We start from the raw sequence: 21,008 nt of genomic DNA on the forward strand, positions 1-21,008 counted from the left end.
GCCATCGTTGACCAGCGCGACCCGCGAGGCCAGATCGCCCTCCCCCGACCCGTCCCCCGATCCGTCCTCCGGCCAGTCGTCCGGCCAGTCGTCGCCGCCCGCCAAGACCAGCGCGGGCGAGGCGAGCACGGCCGGGATGGCGCTCAACAGCAGGGCGAGCGTCGCCACCCGGGAGAGACGCGCTTTGTCCCGTTTCGGACAGCTCTTGCAACGCTTACCTTCCTGATACTTCTTGCAACATTTACCGTTCTTCTTGGGCATGATCGGGCCCTGATTGTTTGACAGAAATCGCCTTAGGCGCCCGTCGTGGCTGCAGCGCTGACCTTCTTGGCAGCGCTCGCCAGCTCGTTATCGATCATCAACAGCCCCTGTCCCTGATCGCCAAACAGCCGCAATCGGCCGAGGATGTCGTTCACCGTCGCCTCTTCCTCGATCTGCTCGGTCACGAACCACTGCAGGAAGATATGGGTCGCGTGGTCCTTCTCCCGAGCCGCATGATCGACCAGCTCGTTGATCGCTTCGGTCACGCTGCGCTCGTGCTTCAGGGTGCGCTCGAACATATCCATGATGCCGGCAGTCTTCGCCGGCGGCGCCGACACCGCCTCGAGCTGCACGGTGGCATCCTGATCGAGCAGATAACGATACATCTTCAGCGCATGGGTCATCTCTTCCCCGTGTTTGGCCATGAACCAGGCTGCCGTGCCGTTCAGATTGCTGCTCTCCGCCTGCGCCGAGAGGCCAAGATAGAAGTAGGCGGAGAAAAGCTCACGGTTGATCTGCGCATTGATGCGCGACGCCATCTCGTTGGAAATCATCGACAGGTCTCCGTTGTTACCCAGCATTGGCCGTTGCGCACGCCGACGAGCGCGGCGTTGGACATCAAGCCCACCTTGAACGCGCCGACCTGAGCGGACTGAATCGAACGACGCGGAGCGCCGCAAACCGATCAGTTTGCGAGTCGATCTCGATTTTCAAGAGAGGTCTGGTCATTCGGCCAGGCCCGCGGACGTTTCCGGCACCCGAGGCAAGCCTGTAGAATCCACCGGCCCGGCCAGCTGCCCTGCCAGATGTCCTGCCAGATGTCCTGCCAGATGCCGCGCTAGCTGCATCGCCAGACATGCGCCTGGAACCCTGCCGCCGGCCCTGCCAACCGCTCCTGAGGCAATCAGCCCACGATGATCCAGCCTTCCCGCCGCGCCCGCGTTGCCGTCGCCGGCGCCAGTGGCTTTATCGGCACCGCCCTCTGTCCACGGCTCGCCGAGCGCTTCGAGGTCGTCGCCTTGACGCGCTCGCCCGCCCGCACCAAGGCCCCGGACGGCTTGGTCCACTGGCGCCAGTGCGATCTGTTCTGCGCGCGCGCGCTGAGCAGCGCCCTGACCGATATCGACTACGCGATCTATCTGGTGCACTCGCTCGCGCCCTCCTCGCGCCTCACCCAGGCCCGCCCGCGCGACATGGATCTGGTGCTTGCCGATCACTTCGCGCGCGCGGCCGCCAGCAACGGCCTCAAGCAGATCGTCTTCGTCAGTGGCGTGATGCCCGAGGGCTTTCGCGTTTCGCCCCTGCTCTGGAGCCGGCGCGAGGTCGAGATGGTGCTCGCCTCGCGGGGCACGCCGGTGACCGCGCTGCGCGCGAGCCTGGTGCTGGGACCCGGCGGCACCGGTCCCGGCTTGCTGCTCGATCTGGTGCGGCGGCTGCCGGTGCTGCTGTTGCCGCCGGCCGCCGGTTCCGCGACCCGCCCCATCGCATTGCGCGATCTGGTGCGCGCCATCCTGCACTGTCTCGGACAGCCCGAGCGTTTCCGGGGAGCCTTCGATATCGGCGGCGCCGAGGCGCTCAGCTACGAGGCCATGCTGCGCGAGACCGCCGCCGTGCTCGGACTGCGGCGCCGGGTCATCAAGGTGCCCGTGTTCCCGGTCGGACTCGCCTCGCTGACGGCGCGCCTAGTCAGCGGCGCGCCGGCGGCCATGGTCGGCGCCATCGTCGAGAGCCTGCCGCAGGATACGCGCATGCGCGACAACCCCGTGCAACAGGCGATCGCGCCGGGGGCGCTCGGTTTTCGCGCCGCGCTCGAGGCCAGTATCGACCCGATCAGCAAACGCCTCTTGCCAAGCCCGCGCGCGCGTCTGCAGGAACAAGACCGCAAACGGATGCGCGAGCAATCGCTGGTGCGCTCGATCCAGCGCGCCTTTCTGCCTCCCGGCCAGGATGCCGCCTGGCTCGCCGGCAATTATTTCCGCTGGCTCGACCGCTGCTGCTGGCCGCTGGTGCAAAGCCAAGTCGCCGACAACGGCGATGTCGAGGTCTGGTCGCGACTGCCGCGGCTGAAGATGCTCGCCTTGCGCCGGATGGCGCACGAGAGCACGCCCGAACGCCAGGTCTACGAGATCGCCGGCGGCCTCCTGGCACGCCAGGGCGACGGCCGCGCTCGTTTCGAGTTCCAGACCCTGCTCGATGGGCGTTACACCATGACCGCGATCCATGATTACGCCCCGGCATTGCCCTGGTATCTCTACACGATCAGCCAGGCGCCCGCGCATCGGCTGGTGATGCGCCGCTATCAGTCTCGCCTCGCGCGACTCGCGCGCTAGCCCTACGCGCAGGGCCCCCGCGATAGCGTCATCCACCAGCACGATCGATGCAGGGCGCTAGCCCCGCGCGCGGGGGGCCCCGCCAAGCCCATGGCGGGCGGTCAAGCTGCCGAGAAACCGGCATAATAGCGATCGTTCCAAGTCCGAGCCGCCGACAACCGCACCTGATCGCGCCCGCGTTCGAGCGCGACGAATTCCGAGCAATGAACAGGATGCAAGACGTGCCCGATCCATCGCCATCGATCTGGAAGCCCCTGTTCTGGATCCTGTTCGCCGCGTTGATCTGCCTTTCTCTGTGCTACCGGCATCAGAGCGATGAACTGCGCCAGGCCCTGCATGCGGCGCGCAGCGAGATCGGCGCGCTCGAAGACAGCCACCGGCAAGCGCTCGCGGCACTCGCAAGCGCCCACGCCGCGGCCCTCGAGTCGGCGCGCAGGAACCGCTCCGAGGGCGAATAACACCGCCGCTGCCGGGCATCGGCGCAAGCGCAGCGTCGCAGGCCATCTGGCGGGCCATCTGGCCCGCGCGGACCACCGCTCATTGGCGTTCGCCGGCGAATCGCGCTCTGTCGACCCCGATCACTGGCGCCACAGCGACTCATCGATGAACTCCTTGAGACGCTGATGCGCCGGCGTTTCCACCGACGTCAACTCGAGGCTGGTGCGGAAACGGCCATCCCAAGGCACGATTCGCACCACCCGCGCATAGACCTCACCGAGGCTGGACAAGCCCTGTTGCGGCGTCAGATCGATCACCACATCGGATGCCTGCGGCAGCCCGAGCGGTAAATCGGCGCGCAACCCATAGTAACCGAGATCGTTGATGAGCCCCGGGATGCGCCCAGGGCGAATCCGCTTTCGATCGATTTGGCGAAAGGTCGCATCCAGATGGACGCGGATCCGCGGCGAGCGGCGCACCTCGACCGGCTGCACCACTATCCGCCGCGGCGCCCGCACGGCGCGCAGTTCATAGAGCGGCACCGGCTGCGCGATGCCCTTGAAACGCACCTCGTTGACGGTGCCGACCTCGATCGCGTTGGCCACCTCGGCACGGGTCGATTCGCTGATCAACACCTGACCGCGCAGCGCGAACGACTCCATGCGCGAGACCAGGTTCACCACATCCCCGATCACCGTGTATTCGCTGTGCGCGGCGGCGCCGAAACTGCCGGCGACCACGGCGCCAGTGTTGACGGCAATGCCGGCGAACAGCTTGGGCAGCCCGCGCGCCTGGTTCTCCTGGTTCAGCGCCTTCATCGCCTGCTGCATCTCGGCGGCGCAAGCCAGCGCGCGCAGTGCGTCATCGTCGCCCGCCGCGGGCACGCCAAAGAGCGCCATCACCGCATCGCCGACGAACTTGTCCACGACGCCGCCGAAACGCACGATGATCTCGGTCATCGCCGTGAACCAACGATTCAGAACCTCGATCATGACCGCGATCGGCTGCGACGCCATCAGTTCCGTGAAGCCGCGCAGATCGGCGATCAACACCGTGGCATGGGTCTCGACCCGGGGCTGGCCCTCGAGCAGAAAGGCATCGAGCAACGGATCGATGCGTCGTTCCAGGATCTGGCGCAGAGCCTCCGGCTGTTGCGAACCCGTCGCACCGAACAACCCCTCGGCCTCGAGGTCGCGAACAACCCGTTCGATATGGGCAAACAGCGAGTCTCGATCACGATGCTGCATGGGTGTGGGCGATAAGCGCTCAGTTGGGACGGTGAGGGCCGGCGATCCGCGCCAGTACCGATTCGATCTGCATCGGCGCCGACGTATCGAGGAAGACCGCATAGCGATGCTCGGCCTCGGTGAGAGGCTCGCGCTGGGCGATTTGCAGACCGAGCACATCGAGATCGGCATCCGAGGCATCCTGGCCCGCACTGCCACGCGCGCCGATACGCTCGCGCAACAGAGGCATGGGCGCTTGCAGCACGAGGATGCGATAAGGACAGCGCAGTTCCTCGGCGAGCGCGAGGAAGGGTGCGCGCTGGGCTCGGCCGAGAAAGGTCGCATCGACCAAGACGCTGAAGCCGGCGGCGATCGATTCGCGCGCCAGCGTCAGGAGCCGAGCATAGGTCCGCGCGCTGGCCTCATGGCCATAGAGCGGCACATCCCGATGCGCCGGCGGCCGGCTCCGCTCCGGGATGCCGTACAACCGTTTGCGCTCGATATCGGAACGGATCTGGACGATCGGCAGCTGCTCGCGCAACAGATGCCCGAGCCTGGTCTTGCCGCTGCCGGAGAGACCGTGCGTGATGAACAGTTGCGGGCGATGGCGCCCCATGCAGCCGCGGGCCAGGGCCAGATAATGCTGCATCTCCTGACGGGCCTGCGCGCGCGCCTTCATGGCCTCGGCGTGGGCTTCCCGCGCCTCCGCCGAGGCCCCCTGCGCGCCGGCGGGAGGGGTTTGCAGCAGCTGAATGGCACTGACCTTGGCCCGCACCAGCGCCCGATAGACCTGATAGAAGCGCAGCAGGCGCAACCCGGCGTAGTCGCCGCTGACCTCAAGGTAGCGGTTGAGCAGACGCCGGGCCAAACCGTGCGCGCCGCTCTCGGCCAGGTCCATGGTGAGGAAAGCGACCTCGCTCATGGTGTCGATCCAGCGCAGACCGGGATTGAACTCGATACAGTCGAAGATCACCGGCTCGCCATCGAGGACGACGATATTGCCGCGATGCATGTCGCCATGACACTCGCGAATGCGCCCCCCGCGCCGGCGCTGCTCGAGCACCGGGCGCAGGCGCGCGAACCGCTTGCGGGTCCAGCGCTCGAGGCGCCGCAGATGGCGGGCGAGCGGCTCATCGTCGGCATCGGGCGCGCCGGGCGCATCCGCGGTCTCGCAAGCGGCGATGGCCGACCGCAGCGGCTCGAAATTGTCCAGCATCGGCGCTAGCACCGCCTCTGGCTCGCCATAAGGGGTATCCGCGGGCGCGGGGATCAGACGGGCATGGAAATCGGCCACGCGCTCGGCCAGTCGGTCGATCAGCGCCCCGTCAAGCGGCTGCTTCGAGAGCAGGGCCTGCTGCGGGAACCGACGCATGCGCACCGCATAGTCGATCGCCTCGCCCTCCTCTTCCGCGCCGATGCGAATGCGCGCATCCTGGCGCACCACCCGTACCACGTCGAGATAGAGTTGCGGCGCCAAACGGCGATTGAGTCGCAGTTCCTCCTCGCAGTAGAAACGCCGCCGCTCGAGGGTCGAGAAGTCGACGAATCCAAGCGACACGGGACGCTTGAGCTTGTAGGCAAAGTCGCCGGCCAAGAACAGCTGCGAGATATGGGTGGATAGAGCCTCCACCTGCTCGACCGGGTGCGGATAGGCGCGCGGCTCGAGCAGATCGGCGAGGAAGGTCAATTCGTCGGCGAGCATGCCAAGTCTCGGTAGGCTTGCGACAATGAGCGCTGTTTCAATACACTATGGCACATCATGTGCTTCACGCCTATCGCTTTGAGGAACCTTTCGATGAGTATCGAACGTATCGTCTTCGCCGTCGCCGGCGCCTTCGTGCTGATCTCGGCCATTTTGGCGGCCACGCTCAGCCCACTCTGGCTGTGGTTCACCGGCTTCGTCGGGCTCAACCTGCTGCAGTCGGCCTTCACCGGCTTCTGCCCGCTGGCGGTGATCCTGAAGAGGCTCGGTAAGGAGCCTGGCCCAGCGTTCTAAGCTAGCGTTCTGAGCCGGCGTTCCGAGCCGAGATTCGGCATCGCCATCCAGCAAGGATCAGGCGCGGCCAAGCCACCGCCTAGGGCCGCGCGCCTTGATCGGAGCGCCTCCACCCGGGCGGACCAGACTCATCAGCCAAGCCAATCAGGTCGCCCCCAAGCACAGCGATCCACGCAGACCGTCCCGGTCAAACCCACTGGTCGCGCGTGAATCGCCGCCGTGCCGCGCACAGCGATCCACGCGGACCGTCCCGGTCAAACCCCGGCGGCGGCCCGATCCATCAGCACCCGACTCCGAGCCACCCGCGCCACCTGCGCGATCGGTAGGTCGACGCCCTGACGCCAGCGTCTCACCGCCTCCGCCTTGCCTGCGCCGGTCACCAGAATCAGTACCTGCTGGCTGTTGGCCAGCGCCCGCAACGTGAGCGACACGCGCTCTGGCGGCGGTTTCGGCGCATCGTACACCGGCATCGCCAGACGATCCTCGGGGATCTCGCGGCCCGGGAAGAGGCTGGCCGTGTGCCCATCCTCGCCGATCCCCAAGAGCACGAGATCGAACGGCAAGGCCGCCCGAACGATCAGTTCATAACCAAGCGCACCGAACTCCGCGCCCAACTCCACCGGGATCGCATGGATCTGTTGCCTAGGCACGGGGACATGATCGAGCCAGGCCTCGCCGGCCGCAAGGCTGTTGCGCTCGCCACTCTCCGGCGGCACGCAGCGCTCATCGCCATGATAGATCCACCAATGCCTCCAGGACGCATCGGCATCCTTCAGCCGCTCATAGGCGGCGGTGGGCGTGGTACCGCCGGCAAGACAGAGCTTGAATCGGCCCTGGCGCTCGATCGCCGCCGTCGCCGCCGCTCGGATATGCTCGGCCACGGCTTCGGCGACGGCCGGTTTGTCGGCGAGGAGTTCCGTGTCGGCACCGGGCAGGAGAATCTCATCAGCGGGCATATCGGTCTGTTCCTGCTTGGGAGGCCACGTGAGCCAATGAAGGGCATGCTCGCCGAAGCGCTGTTGCGACGATGGCGCGCGCGAAGCCGGATCGCGGGCAATCGTTTGCATCCGTTCAGCATGGTAGCAAATCCCGTTGTCCGCAACATCGACGCCGACGTCGTCAATGCGCACACTTGACCAACGCCGAAGCATCGCGTAGTAACCCAATGACCACAATCCCCGAGCGATGAGGAGAGACACCCATGGCAGAGACGATGCGTGACATCATGAACCCTGGCGCGAACGATCACGACACCCGGTTCCCGCAGGCTCCGGAAGACTGGACCACCGCAGATGCCGAACAGCGAGCTGCCGAAGAAGGGCTGAGCCTGAGCGACGATCACTGGGAGACGATCCGCGCGCTGCAGGGCTTTTTCGCCAAGGCAGAGCAACCCAATCCGCGGGCCTTGCATGACGCGCTCGACGAGCATTTCCATGACCGTGGCGGTCTCAAGTATCTGTACGAGATCTTCCCCGGCGGCCCCGTCGCGCAAGGCTGCCGATTGGCTGGATTGACCGCCCCTGCAGGCGCGGTCGATCACTCGTTTGGCAGCGTTCAGTAGGGTTCGTGCGTTCCGGGCGCCGACGATCGAGATCGGCGAGGCGTTGCGTGCGCAAGGCGCGCGCAACCCGGACCTCCGGATCACCGCCGATCTGGCGCATGGTCCGCTCCGTTGAAGCCTCGACTTCGTCATCGGACATCGACGGCTCGAACGGGTCGGCACGCCAGTGCACGCTGCCCTTGAGCGCCGCCGGCGGGGTGCGCTGTCGCGGGCGGGGGGCGAGAGGCTCCAAGAACAGCAGCACGGCATCAATGCGCTGGTTGGCAGGCAGTTTAGGCAGTCCCTCAAGGTTGCCATCGGCATCGGTTTGCAGGTTCAGGCGTTCGGCATGCATGCTTTCACCTCGCTTGTTCATCGAGATCATCTGCCGCTCAGTCGAGCCGTGCTCGTCGCGTTCGTTCATGCGGCGGTGGAATTCCGCGTCCAGGCTGCGGCCGTTCGGGATGCAGCTGTCCCCGTTGACAGAGACGCGGGTGTAGTCGGCGGCCAGGTTCGGGTATTGCTTCCAGCGTCTCCTCGGTCACCTCGCCTTCCAGGCCGAATAGCCCGCGCCAAGGGGTCGCGAGGGTACGCGCGGCTCCATGACCCCGGCGCCGCAGGCTCGGCGCGCCTCGAGTCCGCTCGCGCAGGCGGCTGGCACGGTCACCCCCGCTCCTTCCCGGTCGGCTCGACCTGCCGATCCGCCTCCGCCTCCGCATCCGGGAAACGGCGCGCATCCTCCACATCCTCATCCATCAGGATCCGCTGCCCATCGCCCTCGAGGTCATCGAACTGACCGCTACGCGCGGCCCAGAACAGCACGCCGACCGCGACCAGCCCGAGCAGCAGCATGCCGGGGATCAGGCCATAGATGACTTCCATCGTTATCCTCGCTGTTTGAATAGGCCGCGCAGCCGCGCCGAGTTGCCGATGACCGCCAGCGAGCTGAGCGGCATCGAGATCGCCGCGACCAGGGGCGTGATCAAGGCCGCCATCGCCAGCGGCACCATGATCAGATTGTAGGCAATCGAAAGCCCGATATTCTGACGGATCGCGCGCAGGGTCCGCCGCGACAGCGCCACAGCATCGCGCACGCGCGTCAGCTCGGTGCTCATCAAGACGATATCGGCGCTGGCGATCGAGACATCGGTGCCGCTGCCAACGGCGATGCCGACATCGGCACGCACCAGCGCCGGCGCATCATTGATGCCATCGCCGACCATCGCGACCCGCTCGCCGCGCCGTTGCAGCTCGGCGATCACCCGATCCTTCTCCTCGGGGCGCACGTCGGCGATCACCTCGACCGTGCCGAGTTGCTCGGCGATGCGCCGCGCCACGGCCGCGCGGTCGCCGGTGAGCAGGGTCACCCTGATGCCGTCCGCCTGCAGCTGCCGAACCACCTCGGCGGCATCCAGCCGCAAGCGGTCGGCGGCCACCAGGCGCAAGCGCTCGATACCGTCGATCGCGCCATGCAAGCGGGTGCCAAGGGTCGGGGATGCGGACGCGTTCAGCCCCTGCACTTCGACCCCATTGGCGAGGAGCCAATCGCGGGTTCCGATCAGCACCTGATGGCCATCGACCGTGCCGGCGATGCCGGCCCCAGGCTCGACCCGAACCGCGTGTACCTGGGCCGCGTTCAACCCCACCCGCGCGGTCTTGGCCAGGCGCACGACAGCGCGCGCGAAGGGATGCTCGGAGACTTGCTCCAACGCCGCCATCAGTCGCAGCAGCTCGCGCTGCTCGGCATCCAAGGACATGGCCCCGGCGCCGGTTGGTCCGGATCGGTTGGACGCCGCCGCTCGGTTCCGCCAAGGCGCGCTCGGCGCGGCGGCGGCCGCTGGAGTCTGCCAAGCCGCGCCGGGCACAGCGGCTCGGCTTTGCCATAGGACGACCTCGGGCCGGCCCTCGGTGAGGGTGCCGGTCTTGTCGAAGACGACATGCCGGATCTCGGAGAGGGTCTCGAGCACCGCGCCCTGCTTGATCAGGATGCCATAACGGGCGCCAAGCCCGGAGGCGACCGCGATGGCCATCGGTGTCGCCAATCCAAAGGCACAGGGGCAGGTGATGATCAACACCGACGTGGCCGCCATCAACGCCGTCTCCAGATCGCGCCCGATCCAGAAGCCGAAGGTCAACAGGGCCAGCGCGAGGGTGAGCGCGACGAACCAGGGCACGATGCGATCCGCCAGCGACTGGATCGGCGCCTTGCTCGATTGCGCCTCCTCGACCAGCGCGATGATGCGCCCGAGCGCGGTTTCGCGCAGCAGCCCGGTCACCTCGATCGTGAGCACGCCGGCGCCGTTGAGGGTGCCGGCGGCCACCGCCTCGCCGATGCCGCGCGCGACCGGCTCCGACTCGCCGCTGAGCATGGCCTCGTCGATCTCGCTGCGGCCCTCGCTGATCAGGCCATCGGCGGGGATGGTCTCGCCGGGGCGCACTAGCACGCGATCGCCCGGCTTGACCGCGCGGATCGGCAGCACCACCGGCTCGCCATCGCGCAGTACCGTCGCCACCTTGGGTTGCAGATCCAACAGCCGTTGCGTGGAGGCCAGCGCCTGGCGCTTCGACATCGCTTCGAGGAAGCGCCCGACCAGGATCACGAACAGGAAGTTGACCACCGTGTCCCAGTACACCTGCCCGGGGGCGCCCAGGGTGACGGAGAGCGAATAGAGGTAGGTGATGGAGGCGCCGATGGCGATCGGCAGATCCATGGTCAGCGCCCCCTGCCGCAGGCCGAGCCAGGCGCCGCGCAAAAAGGGCCAGCCTGAGTAGAGCAAGGTCGGCGTGGCGATGGCGAAGCCGATCCAGTGGAAGAGACCGCGGAACTCGCCTTGATCGGCGCCGGCATAGAGCGCGATCGCGATCCACATCAGGTTCATCGCCGCGAAGCCGGCGAAGGCCATGCGGTAGAGCAGCGCCCGATTGCGCCGCTTGAGCGCGCCCTCGGCGGCCTCGGGATCGAAGGGCACGGCCGCATAGCCAAGCTGACTCAGCCGCTCCAGCAGGCTCGACAGGCGCAGGCGCGCATTATCCCATGTCACCCGCAAGCGGCGCCCGGTCAGGTTGACCCGCGCCGCCTCGACGCCGGGCATCCGCGCAAGCCCGGTCTCGATCAGCCACACGCAGGCGGCGCAGTGGATACCCTCGACGTGCAGGTTGATCTCACGCAGGTCGGCGCGGGTATCGAGATAGGCCGCTTGCACCTCATCGAGGTCATAGAGTTCAAGCTGCTTGGGCGGCGGCGGCGGCGGTCCCAGCACCTCGCCCTCCGGTGTGCGGCGATAGAAGCCCTCGAGGCCGGCGGCATGGATCGCCGCGCAAACAGACTTGCAACCAGGGCAGCAGAACGCGCGCTCGGCACCGGCGACGACCGCTTGCACCGGCTCGGCGGGATCGAGCGGAAGACCGCAGTGGAAACAGCGCTCGGCCGCCGCCCCGCCGGCAGGGGGCGACCGCGGCGATGGCGGGAGCCTGGCGTCAGCGGTCATCGAGCGCGGAGAGGCGAGAACAACAGCGAGCGGCGAGGGCCGGCGCGCGGTACTGCCTAATGGCTCGCCACGCCGATGCGTTGGTCGAAGACCACCTCTTGGCCATCGATTTCAGCCGCCACCAGGGTGTCCCACAGCCCGGCCATGGCGAAATTCACCTCGACCGCGTAGCGTCCGGGCGCCTCCTCGATCATCGGCTGCGAGAAGTCCGCCGAGGCGTCCGAGGGCCGATAGGCGTAATAGGTGACCCGCTCCGGGCGCACGGGTTGGCCGACGCCATCGACCACATGGAAACGCACCGTCGTCGCGCGCCCCTTGCTGATATCGGCAGGGGTATCCAGACTCATGGTCCAGCCTGGCGCCTCGGCGCGGCGGGTGGCCAGGGTGCGCTCGACCTGGCGCCCGCGCTCGTAGTAATCCTCGATGACCAGTCCGGGATTGGTCGCGAAGGCGAGCGCGATCATGGTCGCGTTGACCGCCAGCACGACCAGGATGAGGCCCATCCAGCCGATGACCCAAGGGCTGCCCCAGGCGGAATTGGCGTCTCGGCCGGAGAAATCCAGCATCGATTTCAGGCCGGTCGCAAGCTGTGCAGGGGTGAGATGACGCATGGTTGGTTTCTGTTCATTGGCCAGCGAAATGGGTTCAGCGAGCGGGCCCAAAGAAGGCGCTCTCGCGCTCCGTGCCGATCTCGGTCCCGTCGTCCAGTTCGGTGGTGGCCCGGAAGGTGACTGGCACGCGCTCGCCCTCGAGGTCCGAGCGCTTGACCTTGACGAACACGATCATGGGCGTGACCTCGCCACTGGCCGCGGGCAAGGGTTCGTCGGCCCCCACCAAGTCGATCGGAACCGAACTGTCGGCACCGATGGTGACGCTGAGATCCTGCTTGCTCTTGTTCAGGATCTTCAGGGTGTACTTGTTTTGGATCGAGCCATCCGAGAGCCGGACGAACAACGGCGCGCGCTCATGGAGCACCTTCAGCTCGATCGCCGCGAGGCTCGACAGGCCGTACAGGATACCGGTGAGCGCGAGCGCCAGGATCGCGGTGTAGACCCAGACGCGCGGGCGCAGCAGCAGCGGTTTGACCGGCTTGCCCTCCACCTCGTCCAACGAGGCATAACGAATCAATCCGCGTGGCCGACCGATCTTGTCCATGACCGTGTCACAGGCATCGAGGCACAGGGCGCAGGTGATGCAGCCCTCCTGCTGGCCGTTGCGGATATCGATGCCGGTCGGGCAGACCGCGACGCATTGATTGCAATCGACGCAGTCGCCAGCGCTGCGTTGCTCGCTGGTCGCGTCCTTCCTGAAGCGACCGCGCGGCTCGCCGCGCGCAAAATCGTAGGTGGGGACGATGGTTGCTTTGTCGAGCATCACGCCCTGGATGCGCGCATAGGGACAGAGCCAGAAACAGACCTGCTCGCGCAGCCAGCCGGCGAGCAAATAGGTGCCGCCAGTGAACAGGGCGACGGCGGCATAGACGGCGATATTGGCGTTGCCGACGAAGAAGTCCCGCCAGAGCGGCCAGGCGCCATAGAACCAGGCGACGAAGCTGAAGCCGGTGAGAAACCCGATCAGCAGCCAAACCGCGTGCTTGGTGAGCTTGATGCGCAGCTTTCTCGCGTCGAGCGCGGCCTTGTCCAGCTTGCGCCGCTGCGGCGGACTGCCCTCGAGCCTCTCCTCGATCCAGGTGAAGACATCGGTCCATACCGTCTGGAAGCAGAAGTAGCCGCAATACACCCGGCCCGCCAGCGCGGTGACGACCGCCAACAGGATGGCGAAGAACAGCAACAGTAACGAGAGCATCCAGAAATCTTGCGGCAGGACGGTGACCCCGAAGAGGTGGTATTGCCGATTCGGGATATCGAACAACACCGCCTGATGGCCGTTCCAGCGCAGATAGGGCCCAAGGAAGAAGATCAGCCATACCGAGGCCGCCAGCCACTTGATGCGGCGCCATTTGCCGGGCATGCGCTTGGCGTGGATGGTCTCGCCGCCGGTGTTGACCTCCCAATGATGGGCCTCGGCGTAGAGATCGTCGAGCGCAGCGGCGGAGCTGCGCGCAGGCGTCGGCTCACTCATGCCTCTATTGGCCGCCGCCGAGGCTATGCACGTACACCGCGAGCTTTTTGATCTGATCCGGCTCCAGTTTACCCTCGAGGCTGCCCGCCGCGTCGCCAAACGCCGGCATCACCGCGTCGCGGGTCTGCTCGATGTCCGGCTGATTGACGCCGTAGAGGATCGTATGCTTGGCGCTCTCGTAACCGCCGGGCTCGAAGCGCCAGATGCGATCCGTGAGGTTCGCCGCGCCAACCGTGACGATACTTCCATCCGGCAACTCGGCGAGGATCCCGTTCGCCTCCTGGCCGTGGCAGGAGGTACAGCCTTTCTCGTTGAAGAGCTTCCAGCCGGCCTCGCTGCCCTCGCCCCCGTCGGCGAGTTCGACCGCGAAGCGCGCGAGCCGATCGACCTCGGCCTCGGTGAGGATGTCCTTGTGCGCCGTCATCGCGCCCTTGCGACCGTTGGTGATGGTTTCGCTGATCTTCGCCAATGAGCCGCCATAGAGCCAATCGTCATCGGCAAGCACCGGATAGCCGGGATTGCCTTGGCCGCCGCTGCCATGACAGGCGGCGCAGTAATCGCCAAAGAGCACCTTGGCGGAGGCCAAGGTGTACTGCGTCAGCCCCGGATCCGCGAGGATCTCCTCGGCGCTCAGGTCCGCGATGCGATCCTCGTACTGCGCGCGCGCCGCCGCGACCTGCTCCATGCCCTGTTCGTACTCCTGGATCGAGGTCCAGCCGAGCAGCCCCTTGCTAAATCCTCCCTCCTCTTGCGACTGCCATGGCAGGACCGGAAACATCGGATAGAGGAGACCGTAGAGGATGAACCAGGCCAGCGAGGCCCAGAGCGCGATCATCCACCATTGGGGTGGCGGATTGTTCAGCTCGCGGATGTTGTCGTCCCAGAAATGTCCGGTGTTGTTCTCGCCCGGAAACGGATTATGATCAGCCATCGTTGTCTCCGCCGCCCTCGTGATCGTCTTCAAACGGGATGTGCTTCTTGGCTTCGAGTCGGTCCCGATGCTTGGGCCGAAAGACCTGGAAATAGGCCACGCCCATGGCCACGAAGATGACGACGGTGAGGATGGTCCCGACCCAGTCGGTCGCCGTCATCGCCGCCCAATCGGTCTCGAAGTAGTCCGCGAGGCTATTCACGGTACATCACTCCCGGGTCGAGCTTGGCCATGCTGCCGAGCACCTGGAGGTAGGCCACCATTGCGTCCATGCCCGTCTTGCCTTGCACGAGACCGGGCGCGGCGGCGATATCGGCATCGCTGTAGGGCACGCCGATTGCGCGCAATCCCTTCATGTGACGCTGAATCCTCTTGGCTTTGAGCAATTCCTCGTCAAGCCAGGGATAGCCCGGCATCACCGATTCGGGGACCACCGAGCGGGGATCGCGCAGATGTTGCCGGTGCCATTCGTCGGAGTACTTGCCGCCGACCCGCGCCATGTCCGGGCCGGTGCGCTTCGAGCCCCACTGGAAGGGGTGATCGAACATCGACTCCGAGGCGAGCGAGTAATGCCCATAGCGCTCGCGCTCGTCGCGGAACGGACGCACCTGTTGCGAATGGCACAGATAGCAGCCCTCGCGCTGATAGATGTCGCGACCGGCCAGTTCGAGCGCGGTGTAGGGGCGGATACCGTCGCCGGGCTTCCAATTCCAGCTCGTCTCCACGGCACGCACCTGACCGCGCCTCGGATCCTGCACGAATTCGCCGGTGTCCTTTTTCAGGAATTGGCCACGATCACCCGTCTTGAACTTGAGCGGGTTACCGGATTCATCGGTTTCGTAGGTGACCGAAACGATGGGCGTGCTGCCAGCCTCCTGCCAGACGATCTCCGGGAAGCGGTTTGCCTCCTGGGTGCTCTTCAGGTAGAACAGCGGCACGATCTCGACGATGCCCCCGACCGAGAGCACGATCGCCACCACGATCAATAACCCCCAGATGTTGCGCTCCAGGCGTTCCTGGATCCCCTTCGGCGGTGTGTTCTTATCAGCCATTGCGTCTATTCTCCTCGGGATTCCTGCGTTGCGGTGGAGATCAGGCGGCGGCCACGGCCGGCAGCGTGCCGCGGGCCTCGCGCAGGCTCCCGGCGGCGGCCGATTTCCAGACCGTCATGAGCACGTTGAACAGCATGATCACGGCACCGAGCAGGAAGATCCCGCCACCAACCGCGCGCATCGCGTAATACGGATGCATGGCGGCGACCGACTCGACGAAGGTGTAGGCCAGGGTGCCGTACTCGTCATAGGCACGCCACATCAGCCCCTGCATGATGCCGGACACCCACATCGCGACGACGTAGATCACGGTACCGATGGTCGCGGTCCAGAAATGCACGTTGACCAATTTCTCGGACCACATCTCGGTATGCCAGAGACGCGTCATCAGGTGATAGATCGCGCCGATCGAGATCCCGGCCACCCAGCCCAGGGCGCCGGAGTGGACATGGCCGATGGTCCAGTCGGTGTAATGCGAGAGGGCGTTCACCGTCTTCAGCGACATCACCGGTCCCTCGAAGGTCGACATCGCGTAGAAGGCCAGCGCGATGATCAAGAAGCGCATGACGTAATCGGTGCGCAGTTTGTCCCAGGCCCCCGAGAGGGTCATCATGCCGTTCACCGCGCCGCCCCAGGACGGGATGATCATCGCCAGCGACACCGCCGCGCCGAGCGAGCCGGTCCAGTCCGGCAGCGCCGTGTATTGCAGATGGTGCGCGCCGAGCCAGACATAGCCGAACATCAGTGCCCAGAAGTGGATCACCGACAACCGATAGGAGTAGATGGGCCGGTTCGCCTGCTTGGGCACGAAGTAGTACATGATGCCGAGGAAACCGGCGGTGAGGTAGAAGCCGACCGCGTTATGCCCCCACCACCACTGGATCATCGCGTCCTGCACGCCCGAGAACAGGCTGTAGGACTTCATCAGGCCGACCGGGATCGACAGGCTGTTGACCACGTGCAGGTAGACGATCATCACCATCATGCCGAGGAAGAACCAGTTCGACACATAGATGTGCGAGGACTTCCGGTTGGCGATGGTCATGATGAAGTTGAAGGTGAAGGAGAGCCAGACGACGGCGATCAGGATGTCGATCGGCCACTCGAGTTCGGCGTATTCCTTGGACTGGGTGAGCCCGAGCGGCAGCGTCAGCACCGCCAGCGCGATGACCGCGTTCCAGCCCCAGAAGGTGAACCAGGCCAGCTTGTTGCTCCACAGGCTGACGCCGCAGGTGCGTTGCACGGTGTAGAACGCGGTGCCCATCAGGGTGCAGCCGCCAAAGGCGAAGATGACGGCATTGGTGTGCACGGGCCGGAGCCGACCGAACGAGATGTACGGATTATCGAAATTCAGAAACGGCCAAGCGAGCTCGGACGCGATGTAGACACCCACGGCCGCGCCTACCACCAGGTAGACGACGGCCATGATGGTGAACCAGCGGACGACGTCGAAGTCGTATTTTCGCTCCGCGGTATAGTCGGCTGTGGCTTCCATAGACCCCCCAAACAGGCTGGGAAAAAAACAGGTGGCGGGGCGCTCCTGCCCGATGCGCGGCGTGCCTGGCCCTGGCACGGGACCGCGCAATAAGACTGGATTGATTGAGAAAAGTCAAGGAAGGTAAACCCGCACAAACACTGGTCTAATGTATGGCCGCTCGACCTGATTGCCGGACAACACTGACCCAGCAGCCCAGATTCCACGGGGTGTTCGTGTCCGCGTGTCAGGGCGAATGGCTCTATTAAGCGCGCGGATTACTTGAAAAAGGACTCGAGCGAGAAGCCCTCTTTTTCGAGGATGTCGCGCAGGCGGCGCAGGGCATCCATCTGGATCTGACGCACCCGTTCACGGGTCACGCCCAACTCCTGCGCCACCCGCTCCAGCGTCGAATGCTCATGGCCATGCAGGCCGAAGCGCCGCTCGACCACCTCGCGTTGCTTCTCGTTGAGCTTATCGAGCCAGTGGTCGAGATGACTATGGATATCCTCGTCCTGGATCTCCTCGCTGGGATCAGGGGCCGCCTCATCCTGAAGCAGATCGACCAGCGGCCGCTCGGCGTCCTTGCCATAGGGGCTGTCGACCGAGGCGGTACGCTCGTTGAAGGCGAGCATGCGCTTGACCTCGGCGATCGGCTTGTCGAGCAGCTCGGCTACTTCCTCGGTGCTCGGCTCATGATCGAGCTGCTGCGAGAGCAGCCGGGTCGCCTTGAGATAGACGTTGATCTCCTTGACGACGTGGATGGGCAGACGCACGGTGCGCGTCTGATTCATGATCGCGCGCTCGATGGTCTGGCGGATCCACCAGGTGGCATAGGTCGAGAAGCGAAAGCCGCGCTCCGGGTCGAACTTCTCGACCGCGCGGATCAGGCCCAGGTTGCCCTCCTCGATCAGATCCAGCAGCGGCAGACCCCGGTTCAGGTAACGCCGCGCGATCTTCACCACCAGCCGGAGATTACTGACGATCATGCGCTTGCGCGCGTCCTCGTCGCCCTGCTGCGCCAGGCGCGCATAGCGCACCTCCTCTTCCGCCGAGAGCAGTTTCGACCCGCCGATCTCGTTCAGATACAACCGGGTGGCGTCGAGTTCGCTATCGCTCGCGGGGTAGCGTTTGCTCGGCGCGTCGGCCGCCTGCGGCACCGAGGCCGCAGCGGCGTCCGGATCGGCTTCGTCCTCGGCGCTGTCGACGTCATCGATCTCGGCCTCCGGGAGATCCGTATCGCTCGCGTCAACCTCGTCGCCGTTGATGAGAGGCTCATCATCAACGGGGAGGGAATCCGTATCCGGGTCCTCGTCCGGGTTGGCCGCTGACATGAATCCCCCCTCGCTGTGGTCGATCGGCTCATCCGGCTGCCGGCAGGAATAGCAACGGATCAACGGTGGCGCCATCACGACGGATCTCGAAATGCAACATCGGTTGCCCAGCAGCTGACTGGCCAACCTCGGCGAGCTGTTGGCCGCGCTTGACACGCGTGCCCTCGCTGACGAGCACCCGGCGGTTGAAGCCGTAGGCGCTCAGATAGCGCGGGCTGTGCTTGACGATAATAAGATTGCCGTAACCGGCGAGTCCACTGCGACCGCTGTAGACCACCTCGCCATCGGCCGCCGCTGCGACCGGCGTGCCCACCTCGGCGGCGATGCGAATCCCCTGCCGGGTGCGATCGTTCGGCTGATAGCGCTGCAGCAGCCGTCCCGAGACCGGCCAGGCCCAGGTCAGCCCGCTCGCGGATGCGCCACTGCCGGGTCTTGGCGCCGGTGTTGTTGCCGTTTTCGCCGGTTTCGACGCTGTTGCTGGTTGCGCTGGCGGTTTTGCCGCTGTTTTTGCCGCTGGCTCAGCCGGCGTCCGGGCAGCTGACGCCCGGCGCGCATCGTCGCCACTCGCCCCCCCGCCCGGCGGCGTCTGCATCCGCAACAACTGCCCGGCATAGATCGGATAGGGTGGAGCCAGCTCGTTCCAGGCAGCGAGCTTGCGCATGCCGATGCGCTCGCGCTCGGCGATCTCGCTCAGGGTATCGCCCGCGCGGACGCGATAAAAGCCGGGGGGTGCCGGGGCATAACGCTCATCGACCGGCGCCAACCCCTTGCTGCCGCAACCGGCGAGCAACGACGCCACCAGCACGCCCAGCGCCAGCGGCACGCGCATTACGCGTCGCGCCCGGCGGCTGCCGGGACAAGGCTTCCTCATCGCCACGCATCGCGCGCGCGCCTCGGCGGCTCTCGGAAATCCGACTCGCGACGGCCAATGCGGCATGTCCAGACAGCGCCTCAGCGCAACAGAATCACGAGCCCGATCAGCGCCACCATGACCCCACCGAGGGTATCCACGGACTTCGGCGCGAGCATGACAGCGGACGCAATCGGGACGAACGCCGACTCGGCGAAGCCCAGTCCCCCGAGATGCCAGGCCGCATGCGGAGGCCTCGACCAGGCCATCAGCGGATCATACAGGGCCGCAAACAGGCGCATCGGACGCTCCCTCAAGCAGAAGAACAACGGTCACCGGCACCGCCAGTCTCAGCGCAAGGCGCTCAGCCAGTGCCCGAGCGGCTCGACCGCATCATGGCGGGTCAGATCCACCTTCAATGGCGTCACCGACACATAGCCCTGCCGCAGCGCATGGAAATCGGTGCCCTCGCCAGCATCCTGCTCCGGCCCGGCGGGACCGACCCAGAACATCGGCCGCCCACGCGGATCGCGGATGCGCTCGATCGGTTCGGCCTTGTGCCGATGGCCGAGCCGGGTCGCGCGCAGCCCGCGCAGTTCCGCCAGCGACAGGTCCGGCACATTGACGTTGAGGATGGTATTCGCCGCCATGTCGCCATCGCGCAGCCCGGCGACCAACCGCTCGACCACGGCGGCGGCCGTCTCCAGATGCCGGGGCTCATGCGAATCGATCGACACGGCCAACGCCGGCAAGCCGAGAAACCGCCCCTCGGTAGCGGCGGCGACGGTGCCCGAATAGATCACATCGTCACCGAGATTGGGGCCGTGATTGATGCCGGCGACGACCAGATCCGGCTCCTCGTCCAGCAACCCGGTGATCGCCAGATGCACGCAGTCGGTCGGCGTGCCGTTGACGCGGATGAAGCCGTTCTCGAGCCGTTCGGCGCGGATCGGCACATCGAGCGTCAGCGAATTGCTCGCGCCGCTGCGGTCGCGATCCGGTGCCACCACCGTCAGCTCGCCAAAGCGCGCCAGTGCGTTCGCCAAGGCCTGGAGGCCGGGCGAGCGATAACCATCGTCATTGCTGAGAAGTATCTTCATAGGATCCGGGGCCGAAAGGACGGGGGCGCGGCGCCAGCGCGCGCCGACTCCTGGAGTTTGCTACAGTTTTTCGATCCAATGCGGCGAGTATGCGAGAAGCCAAGTGAACGATCGCCTTCATGACGATGATTATGCGCTCTTTCGCGCCGAAGTCGAAGACGCGCAACCCCTCGATCGCGAGAGCATCGAGCCCTTCCGCGAACGACCGCCGCCGACACCGCGCCCGCGCATCGAGGAGGTTCCGGCCGAGGACCCGCAGTTGCTCTCGGAGTCCGAGGTCGAGACCCACGACGTCCTGCTCTTCACGCGCCCGGGTCTGCAGAAACGGGTTCTGTTCGAGCTCCAGCGAGGCCGGATCGAACCCCGCTTGGAGCTGGACTTGCACGGCCTCACCGCCAGCTACGCGGGCGCTCTCCTGCAAGAGTTCCTGGCCGACTGCGCCGCGCGGCGGGTGCGTTGCGCCAAGATCATCCATGGTAAAGGTCGCGGCTCGGCGACGCGACAGCCAGTGCTCAAGTGCAAGGTCAACTACTGGCTGCGCCTGCGCCCGGAGGTGCTCGCCTTCTGCTCGGCGCCGCGCTTCGACGGCGGCACCGGCGCGGTCTATGTGCTGCTGCGCAATCCCGCCAAGGCCAAGCGCCAGCGCTGAGCGTCGACTCAGGGCGCGGCCTCAGCTCAGAATCTCGCCAGCGTAATCGGCGAGGCCGGGATTGCCCTTGACATTCTTCAGCTTGGGCGTGTTGAGCTTGTCGAGTTTGACCGTCTTCACATCGCGCAGATAGGTCGCGACCGTCTCCCAGATCGGCTCGCCCGGCGACTGACTGCCGACCGTGGCCCAGCCCGAGACGACGTAGGTCTTGTCGGCCTCGATCTTGGTGCCGTCATCGAGCCGCATCTCGGTGATGC

23 protein-coding genes and 1 pseudogene are annotated in these 21,008 nt (G+C 65.9%); 6 read left to right on the forward strand and 18 right to left on the reverse strand.

Going from position 1 to position 21,008, the window contains the following annotated elements:
* Window positions 1-261, reverse strand: a 261-nt coding sequence (locus ACLFQI_RS03100) for a hypothetical protein (protein ID WP_410757378.1), incomplete at its 3' end; no start/stop codon positions are given.
* 32 nt (window positions 262-293) lie between these two features.
* Entirely contained in the window at window positions 294-941 is a 648-nt protein-coding gene (locus ACLFQI_RS03105) for a ferritin (RefSeq protein WP_410757379.1), read from the reverse strand.
* 234 nt (window positions 942-1,175) lie between these two features.
* On the opposite strand from ACLFQI_RS03105, the gene ACLFQI_RS03110 reads away from it, so the two are divergent.
* Window positions 1,176-2,591, forward strand: a complete 1,416-nt coding sequence (locus tag ACLFQI_RS03110; protein ID WP_410757380.1) for an NAD-dependent epimerase/dehydratase family protein — start codon at window positions 1,176-1,178, stop codon at window positions 2,589-2,591.
* 221 nt (window positions 2,592-2,812) lie between these two features.
* Window positions 2,813-3,049, forward strand: coding sequence for a hypothetical protein (locus ACLFQI_RS03115; protein ID WP_410757381.1), 237 nt, complete (start codon window positions 2,813-2,815; stop codon window positions 3,047-3,049).
* Between the two features lie 120 nt (window positions 3,050-3,169).
* Here ACLFQI_RS03115 and ACLFQI_RS03120 read toward each other — a convergent pair whose 3' ends face one another.
* Both ACLFQI_RS03120 and ACLFQI_RS03125 read right to left on the reverse strand, forming a co-directional pair.
* A complete protein-coding gene (locus ACLFQI_RS03120; RefSeq protein ID WP_410757382.1) occupies window positions 3,170-4,276 on the reverse strand; it encodes an adenylate/guanylate cyclase domain-containing protein in 1,107 nt (368 codons plus the stop codon).
* A 19-nt stretch (window positions 4,277-4,295) separates the two neighbouring features.
* Window positions 4,296-5,957: an AAA family ATPase gene (locus ACLFQI_RS03125; protein WP_410757383.1), complete on the reverse strand. Its 1,662-nt coding sequence runs from the start codon at window positions 5,955-5,957 to the stop codon at window positions 4,296-4,298.
* 93 nt (window positions 5,958-6,050) lie between these two features.
* Between ACLFQI_RS03125 and ACLFQI_RS03130 the strand changes: the two genes are divergently transcribed.
* Window positions 6,051-6,251: a DUF2892 domain-containing protein gene (locus tag ACLFQI_RS03130; RefSeq protein WP_410757384.1), complete on the forward strand. Its 201-nt coding sequence runs from the start codon at window positions 6,051-6,053 to the stop codon at window positions 6,249-6,251.
* A gap of 254 nt (window positions 6,252-6,505) precedes the next feature.
* Here ACLFQI_RS03130 and pgl read toward each other — a convergent pair whose 3' ends face one another.
* Window positions 6,506-7,207 carry a 6-phosphogluconolactonase gene (gene pgl, locus ACLFQI_RS03135; protein ID WP_410757385.1) on the reverse strand — a complete coding sequence of 234 codons (702 nt, stop codon included), beginning with the start codon at window positions 7,205-7,207 and terminating at the stop codon, window positions 6,506-6,508.
* A gap of 36 nt (window positions 7,208-7,243) precedes the next feature.
* On the opposite strand from pgl, the gene ACLFQI_RS03140 reads away from it, so the two are divergent.
* Entirely contained in the window at window positions 7,244-7,387 is a 144-nt protein-coding gene (locus ACLFQI_RS03140) for a hypothetical protein (protein ID WP_410757386.1), read from the forward strand.
* Window positions 7,388-7,452: 65 nt separating this feature from the next.
* The gene (locus ACLFQI_RS03145; RefSeq protein ID WP_410757387.1) at window positions 7,453-7,812 is read left to right on the forward strand and encodes a TusE/DsrC/DsvC family sulfur relay protein; all 360 of its coding nucleotides are present in this window, start codon (window positions 7,453-7,455) and stop codon (window positions 7,810-7,812) included.
* Between the two features lie 642 nt (window positions 7,813-8,454).
* Here the strand turns inward: ACLFQI_RS03145 and ccoS are convergent.
* The 12 genes from ccoS to surE form a co-directional block, all read right to left on the reverse strand.
* Window positions 8,455-8,673, reverse strand: a complete 219-nt coding sequence (gene ccoS / locus ACLFQI_RS03150; RefSeq protein WP_410757388.1) for a cbb3-type cytochrome oxidase assembly protein CcoS — start codon at window positions 8,671-8,673, stop codon at window positions 8,455-8,457.
* A 2-nt stretch (window positions 8,674-8,675) separates the two neighbouring features.
* A complete protein-coding gene (locus tag ACLFQI_RS03155) occupies window positions 8,676-11,279 on the reverse strand; it encodes a heavy metal translocating P-type ATPase (protein WP_410757389.1) in 2,604 nt (867 codons plus the stop codon).
* 56 nt (window positions 11,280-11,335) lie between these two features.
* Window positions 11,336-11,890 (reverse strand): FixH family protein, encoded by a 555-nt coding sequence (locus ACLFQI_RS03160; RefSeq protein WP_410757390.1) that lies wholly within the window; start codon window positions 11,888-11,890, stop codon window positions 11,336-11,338.
* 34 nt (window positions 11,891-11,924) lie between these two features.
* On the reverse strand, window positions 11,925-13,361 hold the full coding sequence (gene ccoG, locus ACLFQI_RS03165) for a cytochrome c oxidase accessory protein CcoG (protein ID WP_410757391.1): 1,437 nt from the start codon (window positions 13,359-13,361) through the stop codon (window positions 11,925-11,927).
* Between the two features lie 4 nt (window positions 13,362-13,365).
* Window positions 13,366-14,292 carry a cytochrome-c oxidase, cbb3-type subunit III gene (ccoP, locus tag ACLFQI_RS03170; protein ID WP_410757392.1) on the reverse strand — a complete coding sequence of 309 codons (927 nt, stop codon included), beginning with the start codon at window positions 14,290-14,292 and terminating at the stop codon, window positions 13,366-13,368.
* The gene (locus ACLFQI_RS03175; protein ID WP_410757393.1) at window positions 14,285-14,494 is read right to left on the reverse strand and encodes a cbb3-type cytochrome c oxidase subunit 3; all 210 of its coding nucleotides are present in this window, start codon (window positions 14,492-14,494) and stop codon (window positions 14,285-14,287) included. Before ACLFQI_RS03175 ends, ccoP begins: the two co-directional genes overlap by 8 nt.
* A complete protein-coding gene (gene ccoO, locus ACLFQI_RS03180) occupies window positions 14,487-15,344 on the reverse strand; it encodes a cytochrome-c oxidase, cbb3-type subunit II (RefSeq protein WP_410757394.1) in 858 nt (285 codons plus the stop codon). Before ccoO ends, ACLFQI_RS03175 begins: the two co-directional genes overlap by 8 nt.
* A 40-nt stretch (window positions 15,345-15,384) precedes the next feature.
* Window positions 15,385-16,839, reverse strand: coding sequence for a cytochrome-c oxidase, cbb3-type subunit I (gene ccoN / locus ACLFQI_RS03185; RefSeq protein ID WP_410757395.1), 1,455 nt, complete (start codon window positions 16,837-16,839; stop codon window positions 15,385-15,387).
* Between the two features lie 257 nt (window positions 16,840-17,096).
* Complete coding sequence (gene rpoS, locus ACLFQI_RS03190) at window positions 17,097-18,152, reverse strand: RNA polymerase sigma factor RpoS (RefSeq protein WP_410757397.1); 1,056 nt, start codon at window positions 18,150-18,152, stop codon at window positions 17,097-17,099.
* 28 nt (window positions 18,153-18,180) lie between these two features.
* Window positions 18,181-18,981, reverse strand: coding sequence for a peptidoglycan DD-metalloendopeptidase family protein (locus tag ACLFQI_RS03195; RefSeq protein WP_410757400.1), 801 nt, complete (start codon window positions 18,979-18,981; stop codon window positions 18,181-18,183).
* Window positions 18,982-19,103: 122 nt separating this feature from the next.
* On the reverse strand, window positions 19,104-19,304 hold the full coding sequence (locus ACLFQI_RS03200) for a hypothetical protein (RefSeq protein ID WP_410757401.1): 201 nt from the start codon (window positions 19,302-19,304) through the stop codon (window positions 19,104-19,106).
* A 48-nt stretch (window positions 19,305-19,352) separates the two neighbouring features.
* Complete coding sequence (surE, locus tag ACLFQI_RS03205) at window positions 19,353-20,102, reverse strand: 5'/3'-nucleotidase SurE (RefSeq protein ID WP_410757402.1); 750 nt, start codon at window positions 20,100-20,102, stop codon at window positions 19,353-19,355.
* Window positions 20,103-20,205: 103 nt separating this feature from the next.
* On the opposite strand from surE, the gene ACLFQI_RS03210 reads away from it, so the two are divergent.
* Window positions 20,206-20,751: a Smr/MutS family protein gene (locus ACLFQI_RS03210; RefSeq protein WP_410757403.1), complete on the forward strand. Its 546-nt coding sequence runs from the start codon at window positions 20,206-20,208 to the stop codon at window positions 20,749-20,751.
* Window positions 20,752-20,772: 21 nt separating this feature from the next.
* Here the strand turns inward: ACLFQI_RS03210 and ACLFQI_RS03215 are convergent.
* A pseudogene (locus ACLFQI_RS03215) lies at window positions 20,773-21,008 on the reverse strand (thiosulfohydrolase SoxB); the annotation flags it as partial.

Source organism: Halochromatium sp. (assembly GCF_046541315.1).
Classification (GTDB): domain Bacteria; phylum Pseudomonadota; class Gammaproteobacteria; order Chromatiales; family Chromatiaceae; genus Lamprobacter.

Bases quoted from the DNA above. Each gene is read 5' to 3' on its own strand.
- rpoS (WP_410757397.1), bottom strand. From the start codon at position 18,152: ATGTCAGCGGCCAACCCGGACGAGGACCCGGATACGGATTCCCTCCCC.
- ACLFQI_RS03120 (WP_410757382.1), bottom strand. From the start codon at position 4,276: ATGCAGCATCGTGATCGAGACTCGCTGTTTGCCCATATCGAACGGGTT.
- ACLFQI_RS03130 (WP_410757384.1), top strand. From the start codon at position 6,051: ATGAGTATCGAACGTATCGTCTTCGCCGTCGCCGGCGCCTTCGTGCTG.
- ACLFQI_RS03200 (WP_410757401.1), bottom strand. From the start codon at position 19,304: ATGCGCCTGTTTGCGGCCCTGTATGATCCGCTGATGGCCTGGTCGAGG.
- ccoN (WP_410757395.1), bottom strand. From the start codon at position 16,839: ATGGAAGCCACAGCCGACTATACCGCGGAGCGAAAATACGACTTCGAC.
- ACLFQI_RS03145 (WP_410757387.1), top strand. From the start codon at position 7,453: ATGGCAGAGACGATGCGTGACATCATGAACCCTGGCGCGAACGATCAC.
- ACLFQI_RS03160 (WP_410757390.1), bottom strand. From the start codon at position 11,890: ATGCGTCATCTCACCCCTGCACAGCTTGCGACCGGCCTGAAATCGATG.
- ccoS (WP_410757388.1), bottom strand. From the start codon at position 8,673: ATGGAAGTCATCTATGGCCTGATCCCCGGCATGCTGCTGCTCGGGCTG.
- ACLFQI_RS03155 (WP_410757389.1), bottom strand. From the start codon at position 11,279: ATGACCGCTGACGCCAGGCTCCCGCCATCGCCGCGGTCGCCCCCTGCC.
- ACLFQI_RS03110 (WP_410757380.1), top strand. From the start codon at position 1,176: ATGATCCAGCCTTCCCGCCGCGCCCGCGTTGCCGTCGCCGGCGCCAGT.
- pgl (WP_410757385.1), bottom strand. From the start codon at position 7,207: ATGCCCGCTGATGAGATTCTCCTGCCCGGTGCCGACACGGAACTCCTC.
- ACLFQI_RS03125 (WP_410757383.1), bottom strand. From the start codon at position 5,957: ATGCTCGCCGACGAATTGACCTTCCTCGCCGATCTGCTCGAGCCGCGC.
- ACLFQI_RS03195 (WP_410757400.1), bottom strand. From the start codon at position 18,981: ATGCGCGTGCCGCTGGCGCTGGGCGTGCTGGTGGCGTCGTTGCTCGCC.
- ccoG (WP_410757391.1), bottom strand. From the start codon at position 13,361: ATGAGTGAGCCGACGCCTGCGCGCAGCTCCGCCGCTGCGCTCGACGAT.
- ccoP (WP_410757392.1), bottom strand. From the start codon at position 14,292: ATGGCTGATCATAATCCGTTTCCGGGCGAGAACAACACCGGACATTTC.
- surE (WP_410757402.1), bottom strand. From the start codon at position 20,102: ATGAAGATACTTCTCAGCAATGACGATGGTTATCGCTCGCCCGGCCTC.
- ccoO (WP_410757394.1), bottom strand. From the start codon at position 15,344: ATGGCTGATAAGAACACACCGCCGAAGGGGATCCAGGAACGCCTGGAG.
- ACLFQI_RS03140 (WP_410757386.1), top strand. From the start codon at position 7,244: ATGAAGGGCATGCTCGCCGAAGCGCTGTTGCGACGATGGCGCGCGCGA.